General features: G+C 63.9%; 14 protein-coding genes. 8 read left to right on the forward strand and 6 right to left on the reverse strand.

The genetic code is table 11. From position 1 onward, the window contains the following. Nucleotides 1-22: 22 nt before the first annotated feature. Together glnA and ACFQXB_RS12970 are read left to right on the forward strand one after the other, a co-directional pair. Nucleotides 23-1429, forward strand: a complete 1407-nt coding sequence (gene glnA / locus ACFQXB_RS12965) for a type I glutamate--ammonia ligase (protein ID WP_377404407.1) — start codon at nt 23-25, stop codon at nt 1427-1429. 583 nt (nt 1430-2012) lie between these two features. Continuing rightward, complete coding sequence (locus ACFQXB_RS12970; RefSeq protein ID WP_377404410.1) at nt 2013-2342, forward strand: TM2 domain-containing protein; 330 nt, start codon at nt 2013-2015, stop codon at nt 2340-2342. 33 nt (nt 2343-2375) lie between these two features. Here the strand turns inward: ACFQXB_RS12970 and coaD are convergent, their stop codons facing one another. The 3 genes from coaD to ACFQXB_RS12985 form a co-directional block, all read right to left on the reverse strand. Then, complete coding sequence (gene coaD, locus ACFQXB_RS12975) at nt 2376-2870, reverse strand: pantetheine-phosphate adenylyltransferase (RefSeq protein WP_377404413.1); 495 nt, start codon at nt 2868-2870, stop codon at nt 2376-2378. A gap of 134 nt (nt 2871-3004) precedes the next feature. Next, nucleotides 3005-3439 (reverse strand): CBS domain-containing protein, encoded by a 435-nt coding sequence (locus ACFQXB_RS12980; RefSeq protein ID WP_377404416.1) that lies wholly within the window; start codon nt 3437-3439, stop codon nt 3005-3007. Nucleotides 3440-3492: 53 nt separating this feature from the next. Continuing rightward, nucleotides 3493-4392: a LysR family transcriptional regulator gene (locus ACFQXB_RS12985; protein WP_377404419.1), complete on the reverse strand. Its 900-nt coding sequence runs from the start codon at nt 4390-4392 to the stop codon at nt 3493-3495. 89 nt (nt 4393-4481) lie between these two features. Here ACFQXB_RS12985 and ACFQXB_RS12990 point away from each other — a divergent pair, with 89 nt between their 5' ends. Then, the gene (locus ACFQXB_RS12990) at nt 4482-5981 is read left to right on the forward strand and encodes a CoA-acylating methylmalonate-semialdehyde dehydrogenase (RefSeq protein ID WP_377404422.1); all 1500 of its coding nucleotides are present in this window, start codon (nt 4482-4484) and stop codon (nt 5979-5981) included. Between the two features lie 29 nt (nt 5982-6010). Here the strand turns inward: ACFQXB_RS12990 and ACFQXB_RS12995 are convergent, their stop codons facing one another. Beyond that, on the reverse strand, nt 6011-6967 hold the full coding sequence (locus ACFQXB_RS12995) for a glycosyltransferase family 2 protein (RefSeq protein ID WP_377404425.1): 957 nt from the start codon (nt 6965-6967) through the stop codon (nt 6011-6013). Nucleotides 6968-7097: 130 nt separating this feature from the next. Here ACFQXB_RS12995 and ACFQXB_RS13000 point away from each other — a divergent pair, with 130 nt between their 5' ends. The 5 genes from ACFQXB_RS13000 (at nt 7098) to ACFQXB_RS13020 (ending at nt 10853) form a co-directional block, all read left to right on the forward strand. After that, nucleotides 7098-8243: an acyl-CoA dehydrogenase family protein gene (locus ACFQXB_RS13000; protein WP_377404428.1), complete on the forward strand. Its 1146-nt coding sequence runs from the start codon at nt 7098-7100 to the stop codon at nt 8241-8243. Continuing rightward, nucleotides 8243-9286, forward strand: a complete 1044-nt coding sequence (locus tag ACFQXB_RS13005; RefSeq protein WP_377404431.1) for an enoyl-CoA hydratase/isomerase family protein — start codon at nt 8243-8245, stop codon at nt 9284-9286. The genes ACFQXB_RS13000 and ACFQXB_RS13005 overlap by 1 nt, the downstream gene beginning before the upstream one ends. Continuing rightward, nucleotides 9283-10155, forward strand: a complete 873-nt coding sequence (gene mmsB / locus ACFQXB_RS13010; RefSeq protein ID WP_377404434.1) for a 3-hydroxyisobutyrate dehydrogenase — start codon at nt 9283-9285, stop codon at nt 10153-10155. Before ACFQXB_RS13005 ends, mmsB begins: the two co-directional genes overlap by 4 nt. A gap of 64 nt (nt 10156-10219) precedes the next feature. Then, nucleotides 10220-10423: a YgaP family membrane protein gene (locus ACFQXB_RS13015; protein WP_377404437.1), complete on the forward strand. Its 204-nt coding sequence runs from the start codon at nt 10220-10222 to the stop codon at nt 10421-10423. Nucleotides 10424-10508: 85 nt separating this feature from the next. Further along, nucleotides 10509-10853, forward strand: coding sequence for a hypothetical protein (locus ACFQXB_RS13020; RefSeq protein ID WP_377404440.1), 345 nt, complete (start codon nt 10509-10511; stop codon nt 10851-10853). A gap of 7 nt (nt 10854-10860) precedes the next feature. Here the strand turns inward: ACFQXB_RS13020 and uvrA are convergent, their stop codons facing one another. Both uvrA and lpdA read right to left on the reverse strand, forming a co-directional pair. Further along, nucleotides 10861-13719, reverse strand: a complete 2859-nt coding sequence (gene uvrA, locus ACFQXB_RS13025) for an excinuclease ABC subunit UvrA (protein ID WP_377404443.1) — start codon at nt 13717-13719, stop codon at nt 10861-10863. 126 nt (nt 13720-13845) lie between these two features. Beyond that, nucleotides 13846-15240 (reverse strand): dihydrolipoyl dehydrogenase, encoded by a 1395-nt coding sequence (gene lpdA, locus ACFQXB_RS13030; RefSeq protein WP_377404446.1) that lies wholly within the window; start codon nt 15238-15240, stop codon nt 13846-13848. Nucleotides 15241-15270: the final 30 nt, after the last annotated feature.

The raw sequence follows: 15270 nt of genomic DNA on the forward strand, positions 1-15270 counted from the left end.
TCAACGAAAGGGAAGAAGTTTCATGAGCAAGGAAAAGGTTCTTTCGCTCCTCAAGGATGAGGACGTCGAATATGTGGACATCCGCTTCACCGACCCGAAAGGCAAGCTGCAGCATGTGACGATCGTCGCCGATCTGGTCGATGAGGACTTTCTTGAAGAAGGCTTCATGTTCGACGGCTCGTCCATTGCCGGCTGGAAGTCGATCGATCAGTCCGACATGAAGCTGATGCCGGATACCGAAAGCGCCTATATCGACCCGTTCTATGCGGAAAAGACGCTTTGCCTGCATTGCAACGTGGTCGAGCCCGACACCGGCGAGGCCTATAGCCGCGATCCCCGGTCCACCGCGCTCAAGGCCGAGGCCTATCTGAAATCCTCGGGCATCGGCGATGCGGCCTATTTCGGCCCCGAAGCCGAATTCTTCATCTTCGACGATGTGCGGTTCAGCGTGAAGATGAACAAGGTGTCCTACGAGGTCGATGCGATCGACGGCGCCTGGAACACCGACACGCAGTATGAACAGGGCAACTCGGGCCATCGTCCGGGCATCAAGGGCGGCTATTTCCCCGTCAACCCGATCGATGACGCCCAGGACCTGCGCGGCGAGATGCTCTCGACCATGAAGCGCATGGGCATGAAGGTGGACAAGCACCACCACGAGGTTGCCTCGTGCCAGCACGAACTGGGCCTGATCTTCGGAACGCTGACCAAGCAGGCCGACGAGATCCAGAAGTACAAATACGTCATCCACAACGTCGCCCATGCCTATGGCAAGACCGCGACCTTCATGCCGAAGCCGATCAAGGGCGACAACGGCACCGGGATGCACGTGAACATGTCGATCTGGAAGGACGGCAAGCCGCTGTTCGCCGGTGACAAATACGCCGACCTGAGCCAGGAGGCGCTGTGGTTCATCGGCGGCATCCTGAAGCATGCCAAGGCTTTGAACGCGATCACCAACCCGGGCACCAACAGCTACAAGCGCCTGATCCCGGGCTTTGAGGCTCCGGTTCTGCGCGCCTATTCGGCCCGCAACCGCTCGGGTTGCGTCCGTATTCCGTGGACGGAATCGCCGAAAGCCAAACGTGTCGAGGCCCGCTTCCCCGATCCGTCGGCGAACCCCTACCTTGCGTTCTCGGCGCTGCTGATGGCCGGCCTTGACGGGATCAAGAACAAGATCGATCCGGGCCCGGCGTCGGACAAGGATCTCTACGATCTGCCGCCGGAGGAACTGGCCGAAATCCCGACCGTCTGCGGCTCGCTTCGTGAAGCGCTGGAGGCTCTGGAGTCCGACCACGACTTCCTGCTGGCCGGCGACGTGTTCACCAAGGACCAGCTGGAAGGCTACATGGCGCTGAAGTGGCAGGAGGTCTATGCCTACGAGCATACGCCCCACCCGATCGAGTTCCAGATGTACTACTCCTGCTGACCGGTTATACATGACGGAAAGCCCCCGCCCCGGCGGGGGCTTTTCCTTTGGGCGCCCGCGCTGACCCTTGCAGGGCCGGCTCGACCCGAAAGCCCGCCCCAGCAAAGCCCGCGGCCATTCGCCCGGCGCTGCCAGCTGCCCAAGCCCGCGGGGTGGCTGGAAGGGCGCGCGCCGCGATCTCCGCTTTGCGCCAGGACAGCACGATCTCGGGCAAGGCCCGGGCGGGACGATCCCGAGCAGGTCGCCCGGCGCCTGACGATGCAAGGCCCCCTGACCGTCCTTTCCCGATGGTGGGACGCGCGTGTCCCCTCTGGCCCGGCGCGATCCCGAGGGCCGGAACGGCTGACCCTCTGCCCGATGGTGCGTGTGCCCTTTCCGTCACGCCTCCTCCGGCACTCTGCCCACCGACCGCGACTGGCGGCGAGGGTAGGAATGGGATGATTACCTGCACGGATGCGCATTCGCTCGAGAAGCGTCTGCAGCGGGGCTCGGCCGGCGTCGGAAGAAAAAGGCGCCTGCACGCTCATCTTCCGTTAACCGCTTCCGGTCATCATCACGCGATCAGGAGAGGAAAGGAAACGTGATGTCGCCTTCGGTAAACGAACGGATGCTGATCGAGCAACGCGTCAGCAACGAAATGAAATCGCCCGTGGTGGCCTATCTGCTCTGGTTCTTCACCGGTGGTCTTGGCGGGCACCGCTTCTATCTGGGCCGCACGGGTTCGGGCCTGGCGATGCTCGGCCTCACCCTTGTCGGCCTGCTTGCCAGCGCCATCCTCATCGGTTTCATTCCGCTTGCGATCGTCGGCATCTGGCTTCTGGTCGACGCCTTCCTGATCCCCAAGATGCTGCAGGAGGGACGCAGTGCGCTGCGGGAGAAGCTGATCCTGGAGTTTCGAACCCCCGCACGCTGAGGCCCGGCCGCGGGACTGCCGGGGCCGAGGATCCTAACCGGAAAACCGCTGGCGCAGCGCCCGGTCCACAGCTGCGGGCACGAACTTGGACACGTCTCCGCCCAGGCGGGCGATTTCCTTGACCAGCTTCGAGGCAATTGCCTGATGCCGTGCCTCGGCCATGAGAAACACTGTCTCGACTGACGAATCGAGCGCGCGGTTCATTCCGACCATCTGGAATTCATATTCGAAATCCGCAACCGCGCGCAGGCCCCGGATGATGACGCTGGCGCCCACGTCGCGCGCGCAGTCGATCAGCAGGTTCTCGAACGGATGGGCCACGATCTCGGATCCCGTCGCCTGCGAGAGGGCGGCGCATTCCGCTTCGATCATCGCCACCCGCTCCTCCAGCGAAAACAGCGGGCCCTTGTCGCGGTTGATGGCAATGCCGATCACGAGCCGATCGACCAGCAGCGCCGCGCGCTTGATGATGTCCAGATGACCATGCGTCACGGGATCGAAGGTCCCGGGATAAAGGCCGATGCGCATGCTGCGTCCCCCTGCATTCTGCCCGCGCTGCGGGTCCGGGCACGGCGCCAGCGCCCCATGCTTGGGCCGCACGCAACAATATTGCGAGGCCGAATGCAAGGGGCTAGCCACCTTCGCCGCACACGGGCGCTGCGTCAGTGACCCATGATCATGCCTTCAAGTGCCTCTTTTTCCATGCTGAGTTCGGACAGACGCGCCTTGACCACATCGCCGATCGAGATGATTCCGACCATCTTGCCGGCCTCCAGCACCGGCATGTGCCGGAATCGTCCGTCGGTCATGCGTTGCAGCACCGCATCGGCGCTATCATCCCGCGCGCAGGCCACGACGCGGGTGGTCATCATGCTTGACACCAGTTCCCCAAGGCATTCGGGTCCCCGGCGGCCGATTTCGCGCACGATATCGCGTTCGGAAATGATGCCGGCAACCTCGGTCCCGTCCTCCGAGACGACAAGCGAGCCGATGCGAAGCTCGGACAGGCGCCGCGCGGCTTCGCCCACCGTGGCATCCGGCGCGATATGGGCGACCTGATCGCTGGCTTTCATCCTGAGGATCTGATGGACAAGCATGGCTTCCTCCCGTGTTGCCTGTTCACAAGCGTCGCCCCGGCTGCGACAGTCTGTCAAGTCATCCCTTCGAGTCGCCCCACTTCCCGGCGCACACCCTGGGCCAGCCGCTCGGCAAAGCGGTTGAGCCGCACCAGCCGCCGGTCGTCCACGTGCCGGATCAGATAGAAGCTTCTGGTCAGGCAGAAGGTTCCGGCCAGCACCTTTTCCAGTTCCGGCGCCGATGGTAGCGCGAAGTCATGCACCACCCCGATCCCTGCCCCCGCCCGAAGCCAGTTGAACTGCACCGAAACCGAATTCGATCCGAGCGGAACACCCCGCGCGCCCACCTCGGCCAGATAATCCAGCTCCTTGTCGAAGATCATGTCGGGGATGTATCCGACCAGACGGTGCTGACCCAGATCCGCCAGCGACCGGATCGGCGGGTGACGGGTCAGATAGTCGCGATGCGCCGCAAGATGCAGGCGATAATCCGTCAGCTTCTGAACGCTCAGCCGCCCGCCGCTCGGGGGGCTTACGGCGATGACCATGTCTGCCTCGCGGCGCGACAGGTTGAAGACACGTGGCAGGGCGACAATCTGCACCTCGAGCCCCGGGTTTTCGTCACAGATCGCGGCAAGGACCTGCGGCAGCAAATAGTTCGCACAGCCATCCGGCGCCCCGATCCGCACCTGCCCCGTCAGGCCGGCGGCATCGCCGCGAAGCGCGTCCTGTGCCCCGGCGACAGCCTGTTCCGTGCGCACTGCGTGATCAAGAAGCTGCTGGCCGCGATCTGTCAGCGCGTAGCCCTGCGGTGACTTGGCGAACAGTGGCACCTCCAGCCGCTCTTCCAGCCGGGCGACACGCCGGCCCACTGTCGCCGGATCTATGCGCAACAGGCGGGCAGCACCCGACAGGCTTTCGGCGCGCGCGACCGCGAGAAAAATGCGCAGATCATCCCAGTCGGACAGCTCCATCGTTGCATCCTTGCAAAACGCTTTTGGTGATTTGCCGCTGTTCAGCGCAAAAACGCAAGGCTACCTTGGGGCGGACAAGGAGGATCACCATGCAGGAACTGACCCACTGGATCAACGGCAAGCACGTCAAGGGGACGTCGGGCCGTTTTGCCGACGTGTTCAACCCCGCCACGGGCGAGGTTCAGGCACGTGTGCCCCTGGCAAGCAAGGCCGAGTTGGACGCAGCCGTTGCCGCTGCCGCCGCCGCGCAGCCGAAATGGGCCGCGACCAATCCGCAGCGCCGCGCGCGGGTCATGATGAAATTCGTCGACCTGCTGAACCGCGACATGGACAAGCTGGCCGAAGCCCTGAGCCGTGAACACGGCAAGACCATTCCCGACGCCAAGGGCGACATCCAGCGCGGGCTTGAGGTGATCGAGTTCTGCATCGGTGCGCCGCATCTTCTGAAAGGCGAATTCACCGACAGCGCCGGCCCCGGCATCGACATGTATTCGATGCGTCAGGCGCTTGGCGTGGTGGCGGGGATCACGCCGTTCAACTTCCCGGCCATGATTCCCTTGTGGAAGATGGGCCCGGCGCTGAGCTGCGGCAATGCCTTCATCCTCAAACCGTCAGAGCGTGACCCCTCGGTGCCGCTGATGCTGGCGGAACTGATGCAGGAAGCGGGTCTGCCCGACGGTGTGCTTCAGGTCATCAATGGCGACAAGGAAAGCGTGGACGCGATCCTCGACAACCCCGAGATTCAGGCCATCGGCTTCGTCGGTTCGACCCCGATCGCGGAATACATCTATGGGCGCGGCTGCTCGAACGGCAAGCGGGTGCAGTGCTTTGGCGGCGCCAAGAACCACATGATCATCATGCCCGACGCCGATCTTGATCAGGCGGCCGATGCGCTGGTGGGCGCGGGCTATGGCGCTGCCGGCGAACGCTGCATGGCGATCTCGGTCGCGGTGCCGGTGGGTGACAAGACGGCGGATGCGCTGATCGAAAAGCTGATCCCCCGCATCGAAAAGCTGAAGGTCGGCCCCTATACCGCCGGAAACGACGTGGATTACGGCCCGGTCGTGACCGCGCAGGCAAAGGACAAGATCCTGTCGCTGGTCGAAAGCGGCGTGGCCCAGGGCGCGAAGCTGGTTGTCGACGGGCGCAACTTCAATCTTCAGGGATATGAAAGCGGGTTCTTCGTCGGCCCGCATCTGTTCGACCACGTGACCACCGACATGGACATCTACCGGCAAGAGATCTTCGGCCCGGTGCTGTCGACCGTGCGGGCCAAGACATATGAAGAGGCGCTTGGCTATGCCATGGACCACGAATACGGCAATGGCACAGCGATCTTCACCCGCGACGGCGATACCGCCCGGGACTTCGCGGCCCGGGTGAATGTGGGGATGATCGGGATCAACGTGCCGATCCCGGTGCCGCTGGCCTATCACACCTTCGGCGGCTGGAAGAAGTCGGCCTTCGGCGACCTGAACCAGCACGGTCCCGATGCGTTCCGCTTCTATACGCGCACCAAGACCATCACCTCGCGCTGGCCGAGCGGCATCAAGGAAGGTGGCGAGTTCAACTTCAAGGCGATGGAATGAGCAAGGGGCCCCGCATCTGCGGGGCCTTTTCAACTGCCCTCGATCCGGCGGTAACGCTCGCTCTTGCGGCCAAAGAAGCCTTCGATCCGGCCGAGCGCCGCGCCCAGGGCCGAAAGCCCCTCGACCAACCCGCGCCCCCCCAGTACCGGGATCGCCAGCAGGTTCGCCACGCCCCTGAACCCGCGGCCGAATGCATAGACCGTCGTGCGCATGGCGTGCCGGCCCCGGCTTGCCTTCGTAAATCCGGCCTGGAAATGCGACCGTTCGGCATCCCGCGCCCGCTGAAACACATAGGCCGGCAACAGCCGTGCCTGCGGCACGGTTTCCTCTACCACGGCATCAAGGATACGCCCCAGCCGCCAGCCTCGTCCGATGGCCTGCTGGGAAAACAGCATGTCCTCGCCACCGCCCGCCGCCAGCCGCACATCAAAGCGCAGCCCATCCTCGTGCAGCCGCGTGGCCCGGCACAGCCAGTTCGAGGTTGCGTAAAGATCGGTGGCATCCCCACCCCTTGCGATGCGGCGCACATGCCGGCGATGGCTGCGCGCGGCGCGAAACTGCAGGCCGTCGAACACCATCTTCTGCGTGATGTTCAGGGCACCACCGGGCAGCTTGGGCCAGACGATTCCACCCGCCAGATCAAGGTCGCGCTGTGTGGCGCCGGCGTAAAGGCGCGCGATCCAGTCCGGATGGGCCTCCTCGTCATCATCAATGAAGGCGATCCAGTCCGCGCCCATCTCAAGCGCCGTTTCCAGGGCGCGGTTCCGCGCGGCAGCGATGCCGCGCTGCGGCTCGGTCACCGCGACGATACCGGCGCCGGGGAACGCATCCAGCACCGGCTGGATCGACAGCTCGGGCGCGTTTTCCACCACAAGAAGCCGCAGGCGTGTGCCTTCGGGCACCTCTTGCACCACAAGCGAGGCAAGCGCCGCCTTCAGCATCTGCGGCCTGCCCAGCGTGCACATGGCGATAACGATAAGGGTCATTCTGCATCCCGTGTTCATCCGCTGCCGACTGTGGCGCAGGACGCGGAAAATGCCAACTGCCCGATGCCTTGCAAAACTCTTGCAAGGATTGGAAACTAAACAATCGTTCAATTCTGGCAGGGAGGAAGCCATGGATTTCGCACTGACCGAGGAACAGACCGCGATCTTCGAAATGGCGCATGCTTTCGGAGCCGAGCATATCGCCCCGCACGCGCGGACCTGGGAAGCCGAGGGCACGATCCCGCGCAGCCTGTGGCCAGAGCTTGCCGCACTGGGGTTCGGGGGGCTCTATGTCTCGGAAGAGACGGGTGGCGCGGGCCTTGGGCGGCTGGACGCAACATTGGTCTTCGAGGCGCTGAGCATGGCCTGCCCCTCGGTCGCGGCCTTTCTGTCCATCCACAACATGTGCGCCACCATGATCGACCGTTTCGGCAGCGCCGATCTGAAGGCGCGCCACCTTGGCCCTGCGGTCACGATGGACCGGATCTTTTCCTATTGTCTCACCGAACCCGGCAGCGGCTCGGACGCTGCGGCACTGCGGTGCCGGGCGGTGCGGGATAATGCGGGCTTCCGCCTCACCGGGACCAAGGCCTTCATTTCCGGCGGCGGCTATTCCGACGCCTATATCGTGATGGCGCGCAGTGGCGGCGACGGACCCAAGGGAATTTCCGCCTTCATCGTCGCGGATGGCAGCCCCGGCCTGTCGTTCGGCGGGCTGGAGGACAAGATGGGATGGCGCAGCCAGCCCACGCGACAGGTTCAGCTTGACGATTGCCCCGTGCCCTCGGACGATCTGCTGGGCGAGGAAGGCGCGGGCTTCCGCTATGCGATGGCCGGGCTGGACGGTGGGCGGTTGAACATCGCGGCCTGTTCGCTGGGGGCCGCGCAGTCGGCGCTGAACATGACCCTTGCCTACATGTCGGAGCGCCGCGCCTTCGGGCAGCCGATCAACCAGTTTCAGGCCCTGCAGTTCCGGCTTGCCGACATGGAGATCGAGCTTCAGGCCGCCCGAACCTTTCTGCGGCAGGCGGCATGGAAGCTTGACCAGAAGGCGCCCGATGCGTCGAAATTCTGCGCCATGGCCAAGAAGTTCGTCACCGAAGCCGGCAGCCGCGTCGCCGATCAATGCCTGCAACTTCACGGCGGCTACGGCTATCTGGCGGATTACGGGATCGAAAAGATCGTGCGGGACCTGCGGGTGCACCAGATCCTTGAAGGCACGAACGAGATCATGCGCCTGATCACGGCGCGGCACCTTCTGGCAGAGCAGCGCTGATGGACGATATCCGCATCCGCATCGAAGGCCGCGCCGGGCGCATCACCCTGACCCGGCCCCAGGCCCTGAACGCGCTGAGCCACCCGATGTGCCTGGCCGTCGAACAGGCGCTGGACGGGTGGCGCAGCGATCCTGAAGTCGCACTGGTGCTGATCGATGCCGAGGGGCCGCGCGCCTTTTGTGCCGGTGGCGATATTGCAGACATCTGGCGGGCCGGTCAGCGCGGGGATTACGAACATGCCCGCCGCTTCTGGTCGGATGAATACCGGATGAACCTGGCGCTGCATCGCTACCCCAAGCCGGTGGTCAGCCTCATGCAGGGGTTCGTTATGGGCGGCGGTGTGGGGATCGGCTGTCACGGAAGCCACCGGGTCCTGGGCGAAAGCGCACAGGTCGCCATGCCCGAATGCGGGATCGGCCTGATCCCGGATGTCGGCGGCACCTTTCTTCTGGCCCGCGCGCCGGGGGCACTTGGGGCCTATCTGGGCCTCACGGGCGCGCGGATGGGGCCTGCGGATGCCATCCTGACCGGGTTTGCCGATCATCATGTGCCCGAGGCCGACTGGCCCGGGCTGGTGCGGGCGCTTGTCACCACGGGCGATCCGGCGACAATTCCGGCGGCGGCCACAGCCCCGCCCGAAGGCCGGCTGGAAGGCCTTCGGCCCGTGATCGATCGCGTTTTCTCCGCGGCCAACCTGGGAGCGATCCTTGATGCACTTGCCGTTGATGGAGGCACTTTCGCACAGGGAACCCGTGCGGTGCTGGCAAAGAACTCGCCGCTGTCGATGGCGTGCACCCTGGCCATGATCCGGGCGCTTGGTCCGGAGGCCGATCTGGCCGCGGCGCTGGCCGGGGAGTATCGCTTCACTTTCCGCGCCCAGGAAAAGGCCGATTTTCAGGAAGGCATCCGCGCGGCGATCATCGACAAGGACCGGACGCCGCATTGGCGTCATGCCGGCGCTGCCGATGTGGCCGAGGCCGAGGTGCAGGAACTGCTCGCCCCGCTGGGGGATCGTGAATGGACAGGAGAACAGCAAAGATGAACATCGCCTTCATCGGACTTGGGAACATGGGCGGGCCTATGGCTGCCAATCTTGCGAAGGCCGGGCACAGGGTCGTGGGCTTCGACCTTGTCGCCCCCTGCCCGCCCGGCGTCGCCTCCGCCGCCAGTGCAGCCGAGGCCGTTGCCGGTGCCGAGGTCGTCATCACCATGCTGCCCAACGGCGAGATCCTGCGCGGCGTCGCCGCCCAGATCATCCCGGCCCTGAAGTCCGGCGCGGTTCTCGTGGATTGCTCGACGGTCGATGTGGAGAGCGCACGGGCCGTGGCGGCACAGGCCGGCGAGGCAGGACATATGGCCATCGACGCCCCGGTTTCAGGAGGCGTGGGTGGCGCCACCGCCGGAACGCTCACCTTCATGGCGGGCGGCCCCGCCGAGGCGTTCGACAAGGTGCGTCCGCTGTTCGATATCATGGGCCAGAAGGCCGTCCATTGTGGTGGCGCCGGTGCCGGGCAGGCGGCAAAGATCTGCAACAACATGATCCTGGGCGTGACGATGATCGCGACCTGCGAGGCCTTCGCCCTGGCCGACAAGCTGGGGCTGGACCGCGGCAAGATGTTCGACGTGGTCTCCACCTCGTCCGGCTACAGCTGGTCGATGAACGCCTATTGCCCCGCGCCGGGCATCGGCCCGCAAAGCCCGGCCGACAACGGCTACAAGCCCGGGTTCGCGGCGGAACTGATGCTCAAGGATCTGCGTCTGGCGCGTCAGGCGGCCGAAGCGGCGGATGCCGATACGCCGATGGGCAGCCTTGCCGCCGCGCTTTACGAAACCTTCGTCGAACAGGAAGACGGCCGTGGCCGCGACTTTTCCGCAATGCTCCCGCGGTTCGAGACACGAGGCCGCAGTTAGATATTAATGATTGAATACGTGCATGGAATCCGGGATGATGAGACATCTTTAACAGGAGGTAACCATGTTCGAACGCAATGTCGGCGGCTATGATCGGGCGCTGCGCATTCTCTTCGGGGCGGCGCTTCTGGTCGGCTTCGTGCTGCACACGGATGCGCCTTATCGCTGGCTCTATCTTCTCGGGCTCGTGCCGCTGGCAACCGGCCTTCTGCAAACCTGCCCGCTCTACAGTCTGCTGGGCATGAATACCTGCGCTGCACGAAAATAGGCCAGCCCAGGCGCGGAACCGCCCCCGGTTTGCCGCGTTGCTCCTCCGACCCACAAAAACGTGACCCGTCTTGTCGGAGGACAACATGACACCTCGCAGCCTAGCGATTGCTGCGGCCTGCCTGCTTTTGCCTGCCGCAGCCGCACATGCCAACTGCCCGCCCGGCGATAGCCCCACCGAGGTCTGCGCCGCGGCGCTGGCTGATCTTCCCATCTCGCCGGCCCTGCACGAAATGGAGGCAGGCTATCAGGTCGGCGACACGCTGCCCGCCTATCAATACAATATCCTGTTCAACCCGCAGTATTACGGCCTACCCCCGGTTGACGGCTACTGGCGCTACTATCGCGTCAATGGCGAAATTTTCCGGGTTCATGCCGCGACCATGGAAATTCTCGAACAGGTCACGGCACAAAGCGCTATGCTGCGGTGATGGCGGCCTATTCGGCCGCGACCTTGCGCGGCCGAAGCAACGGCTTGAGGTAATGGCCGGTGTGGCTGCGGCCAATCTCGGCCACCTCTTCAGGCGTGCCGGTCGCCACAACCTCGCCACCACCGTCACCGCCTTCGGGGCCGATGTCGATGATCCAGTCTGCCGTCTTGATCACATCCAGATTGTGCTCGATCACCACCACCGAATTGCCCTGCTCGACAAGCTCGTGCAGGACTTCCAGAAGCTTGCGCACATCCTCGAAATGCAGCCCGGTCGTCGGCTCGTCAAGGATATAGAGGGTCCGACCGGTTGAACGGCGCGACAATTCCTTCGACAGCTTGACGCGCTGCGCCTCGCCGCCCGACAGCGTGGTCGCCTGCTGGCCGACCTTGATGTAGCCCAGGCCCACCCGCATCAGCGCGTCCATCTTCTCGCGGATACCGGGTACGGCCTGAAAGAAGCCCTGCGCATCTTCAACCGTCATGTCCAGAACGTCGGCGATGCTCTTGCCCTTGAACTGAACCTCCAGGGTTTCCCGGTTGTACCGTTTGCCCTTGCAGGTTTCGCAGGTGACATAGACATCGGGAAGAAAGTGCATCTCGATCTTGATGACGCCGTCGCCCTGGCAGGCCTCGCAGCGGCCCCCCTTGACGTTGAAGCTGAAGCGCCCGGGCTTGTAGCCGCGCGCCTTGGATTCAGGCAGCCCGGCAAACCAGTCGCGGATCGGGCCGAAGGCCCCGGTATAGGTGGCCGGATTCGATCTGGGTGTCCGGCCGATCGGCCGCTGGTCGATGTCGATCACCTTGTCGAGCTGTTCCAGCCCCTTGATCGTCTCGCAGGGTGCGGGTGTCTGGCGGGCGCCGTTCAACCGCATCGAGGCGGTCTTGAACAGCGTCTCGATGGTCAGCGTCGACTTGCCCCCCCCCGATACGCCGGTGACACAGACGAACTTGCCCAGCGGGAAATCCACGGTCACCTCGCGCAGGTTGTTGCCCGTGGCCTTGACCACCGTCACCTTCTTGCCGTTCCCTTTGCGCCGCAGCTTCGGCACCGCAATCTCGCGTGCGCCCGAAAGATATTGCCCGGTCAGGCTGGCGGGATCGGCGGTGATCTCGGCCGGGGTGCCCTTGGCGACCACCTGTCCGCCATGGACGCCGGCACCGGGCCCGATGTCAAAGACGTAATCCGCTTCGCGGATCGCCTCTTCGTCATGTTCGACCACCAGAACCGTGTTGCCCTGATCGCGGAGGTTCTTGAGCGTGGTCAGCAAGCGGTCATTGTCCCGCTGGTGCAGGCCGATCGAAGGCTCATCAAGCACATAAAGCACCCCCGTCAGCCCCGAGCCGATCTGGCTTGCCAGCCGGATCCGCTGGCTTTCGCCACCCGACAGGGTGCCCGCGTTACGCGCCAGCGTCAGATAATCAAGGCCTACGTTCACCAGGAACCCGAGCCTTTCGCGGATTTCCTTCAGGATTGCCCGGGCGATTTCGTTCTTCTGCTTGCTCAGGCTTTCGGGCGCGGCCTCGACCCAGGCAAGCGCCTCGCGGATCGACATCTGAACCACCTGCCCGACATGAAGCCCGCCGATCTTGACCGCCAGCGCCTCGGGCTTGAGCCGGTAGCCACCGCAGGCATGGCAGGGACGGTTGTTCTGATAGCGTTCGAATTCCTCCCGCACCCAGGCGCTGTCGGTCTCGCGCCAGCGCCGCTCCATGTTCGGGATCACGCCTTCAAAGACGCGGCTGACGTTATAGACGCGGCCCCCCTCGTCATAGCGGAAGGGGATTTCCTCGTCGCCCGAGCCGAACAGGATCACCTGCTGCACATTCGCCGGCAGATCCTTCCAGGCCTTCTTCTTGTCAAACTCGTAATGCTTGGCAAGCGACTCGATCGTCTGGGTGAAATAGGGGCTTTTGCCCTTGCGCCAGGGTGCGATCGCCCCGTTTGACAGCGACAGCGCGGCATCGGGCACCACGAGGCGTTCATCGAAGAACAGTTCGACGCCAAGCCCGTCGCACTCCGGACAGGCGCCGAAGGGGGCGTTGAACGAAAACAGCCGTGGCTCGATTTCGGGGATGGTAAAGCCCGAGACGGGACAGGCGAATTTCTCGCTGAAGGTGATGCGCTCGGGCTCGCCTTCGGCCGGGGCGGTTTCCAGCACCGCGATCCCGTCGGCAAGGTCAAGCGCGGTGCGGAGGCTGTCGGCAAGGCGCGTCTCGAGGCCCTCGCGCACCACGATCCGATCCACCACCACATCGATATCGTGGCGGAACTTCTTGTCGAGCGTGGGCGGTTCATCCAGATCATGGAACGCGCCATTCACCTTGACGCGCTGGAAGCCCTGTTTGCGCAGCTCGGCGAATTCCTTTTTGTATTCGCCCTTCCGGTCGCGGATGATCGGGGCAAGAAGATAGGCGCGCGTGCCCTCCTCCATCGTCATTACCCGGTCCACCATGTCCTGCACCTGCTGCGCCTCGATCGGCAGGCCGGTGGCGGGTGAAAACGGGGTGCCGACGCGGGCGAACAACAGCCGCATGTAATCATAGATCTCGGTGACCGTGCCCACGGTCGAACGCGGGTTCTTCGAGGTCGTCTTCTGTTCGATTGAAATTGCCGGTGAGAGGCCCGAGATGTGGTCAACGTCGGGCTTCTGCATCATGTCCAGGAACTGGCGCGCATAGGCCGAAAGGCTCTCGACATAGCGGCGCTGGCCCTCGGCATAGATCGTGTCGAAGGCCAGGCTCGATTTGCCGGACCCCGAGAGGCCGGTAATCACGACCAGCTGATCGCGCGGGATGTCCACGTCGATATTCTTGAGGTTATGCTCGCGCGCGCCGCGAACCTCGATCATCTTCTGTTCAGGCATCCCCGGTCCCCATTCGGCAACAGACCCAGAGATAGGCGAGAGCGGCCGAGTCTCCAACCCTAAAATGTGAACAAGAGGTGAACAGGCGTGAATTGGCGCAGGGGTTGAGGCCCCCGCGCCGGGCCTTCAGAAGTGCAGCGCCCTGCCATAGGCGGAAAGCACGCTTTCATGCATCATTTCGGACAGGGTCGGATGCGGGAAGACGGCATGCATCAGGTCCTCCTCGGTGGTTTCCAGCGTCCGCCCGATCACATAGCCCTGAATGAGTTCCGTCACCTCGGCGCCGACCATATGCGCGCCCAGAAGCTCGCCCGTCCTGGCGTCGAAAACGGTTTTCACCAGGCCTTCAGGTTCGCCAAGCGCAATGGCCTTGCCGTTGCCGATGAAGGGGAAACGGCCCACCTTGATCTCATGCCCGGCCTCTTTTGCCTTGGCCTCGGTCAGGCCGACACTCGCGATCTGGGGATGACAATAGGTGCAGCCGGGGATCGAGTTCGGCTTGATCGGATGCGGATGCCCGCCTGCGATCAGTTCCGCGACCATGACGCCTTCATGGCTGGCCTTGTGCGCAAGCCAGGGCGCGCCGGCCACGTCACCGATGGCATAAAGCCCCTCGACACCCGTGCGGCAGTATTCATCGGTCACGACATGGGTGCGGTCGATCGTGACACCCAGGTCCTCCAGCCCGAGGTTTTCCACATTCCCCACGATCCCCACGGCCGAGATCACGGTGTCGAAGTCCTGCGTTTCGACCTTGCCGTTCTGTTCGATATGGGCCGTGACCTTGCCCTGCCCCCGGTCAAGCTTCTTGACGGCGGCCTTTTCCAGGATCGTCATGCCCTGCTTGACGAACTGCTTCCTGGCGAAGATCGCGATTTCCTCGTCCTCGACGGGCAGGATGCGGTCCATAACCTCGACAACCGTGGTCTGCGCGCCAAGCGTGTTGAAGAAGCTGGCGAATTCGATGCCGATCGCGCCGGAACCGATCACAAGCAGCTTCTTGGGCATCCGTTTCGCCACCAATGCTTCGCGGTAGGACCAGACAAGATCGCCGTCCGCCTCGAGCCCCGGAAGCTGGCGCGCGCGGGCGCCGGTGGCCAGGATGATGTTCGGCGCGGTCAGATCCTCGGTGCCCTTGTCGGTTGTGACGGTGACCTTGCCCTTGCCGGTCAGCCGCGCCTCGCCCATCACCACGGTGATCTTGTTCTTCTTCATCAGATGCGCAACGCCCGACGACAGTTGCTTTGCCACCCCACGCGAACGTTTCACCACCGCGTCCAGGTCGAAGCTGATGCCATCGGCCTTCAGCCCGAACTCTTTCGCGCGGTGCATCAGATGAAACACCTCGGAAGATCGCAGCAGCGCCTTGGTCGGAATGCAGCCCCAGTTGAGACAGATCCCGCCCAGATTCTCCCGCTCGAGGATGGCGACGGACAGACCAAGCTGCGCGGCCCGGATGGCGGCCACATATCCGCCTGGCCCCGCACCGATCACGATCACATCATAGGCCTTCGCTGCCATGCCGCATCCTCCGCGCTGAAATTGGTTTAG

The organism is Halodurantibacterium daqingense (assembly GCF_042666235.1).
Classification (GTDB): domain Bacteria; phylum Pseudomonadota; class Alphaproteobacteria; order Rhodobacterales; family Rhodobacteraceae; genus Halodurantibacterium; species Halodurantibacterium daqingensis.

What these genes read in the sequence shown, in the direction of transcription:
- ACFQXB_RS13015 (WP_377404437.1), top strand. Translation starts at nt 10,220, where the DNA reads ATGTTCGAACGCAATGTCGGCGGCTATGATCGGGCGCTGCGCATTCTC.
- mmsB (WP_377404434.1), top strand. Translation starts at nt 9,283, where the DNA reads ATGAACATCGCCTTCATCGGACTTGGGAACATGGGCGGGCCTATGGCT.
- ACFQXB_RS12980 (WP_377404416.1), bottom strand. Translation starts at nt 3,439, where the DNA reads ATGCTTGTCCATCAGATCCTCAGGATGAAAGCCAGCGATCAGGTCGCC.
- lpdA (WP_377404446.1), bottom strand. Translation starts at nt 15,240, where the DNA reads ATGGCAGCGAAGGCCTATGATGTGATCGTGATCGGTGCGGGGCCAGGC.
- ACFQXB_RS12970 (WP_377404410.1), top strand. Translation starts at nt 2,013, where the DNA reads ATGTCGCCTTCGGTAAACGAACGGATGCTGATCGAGCAACGCGTCAGC.
- uvrA (WP_377404443.1), bottom strand. Translation starts at nt 13,719, where the DNA reads ATGCCTGAACAGAAGATGATCGAGGTTCGCGGCGCGCGCGAGCATAAC.
- ACFQXB_RS13000 (WP_377404428.1), top strand. Translation starts at nt 7,098, where the DNA reads ATGGATTTCGCACTGACCGAGGAACAGACCGCGATCTTCGAAATGGCG.
- coaD (WP_377404413.1), bottom strand. Translation starts at nt 2,870, where the DNA reads ATGCGCATCGGCCTTTATCCCGGGACCTTCGATCCCGTGACGCATGGT.
- glnA (WP_377404407.1), top strand. Translation starts at nt 23, where the DNA reads ATGAGCAAGGAAAAGGTTCTTTCGCTCCTCAAGGATGAGGACGTCGAA.
- ACFQXB_RS12985 (WP_377404419.1), bottom strand. Translation starts at nt 4,392, where the DNA reads ATGGAGCTGTCCGACTGGGATGATCTGCGCATTTTTCTCGCGGTCGCG.
- ACFQXB_RS12990 (WP_377404422.1), top strand. Translation starts at nt 4,482, where the DNA reads ATGCAGGAACTGACCCACTGGATCAACGGCAAGCACGTCAAGGGGACG.
- ACFQXB_RS13020 (WP_377404440.1), top strand. Translation starts at nt 10,509, where the DNA reads ATGACACCTCGCAGCCTAGCGATTGCTGCGGCCTGCCTGCTTTTGCCT.
- ACFQXB_RS13005 (WP_377404431.1), top strand. Translation starts at nt 8,243, where the DNA reads ATGGACGATATCCGCATCCGCATCGAAGGCCGCGCCGGGCGCATCACC.
- ACFQXB_RS12995 (WP_377404425.1), bottom strand. Translation starts at nt 6,967, where the DNA reads ATGACCCTTATCGTTATCGCCATGTGCACGCTGGGCAGGCCGCAGATG.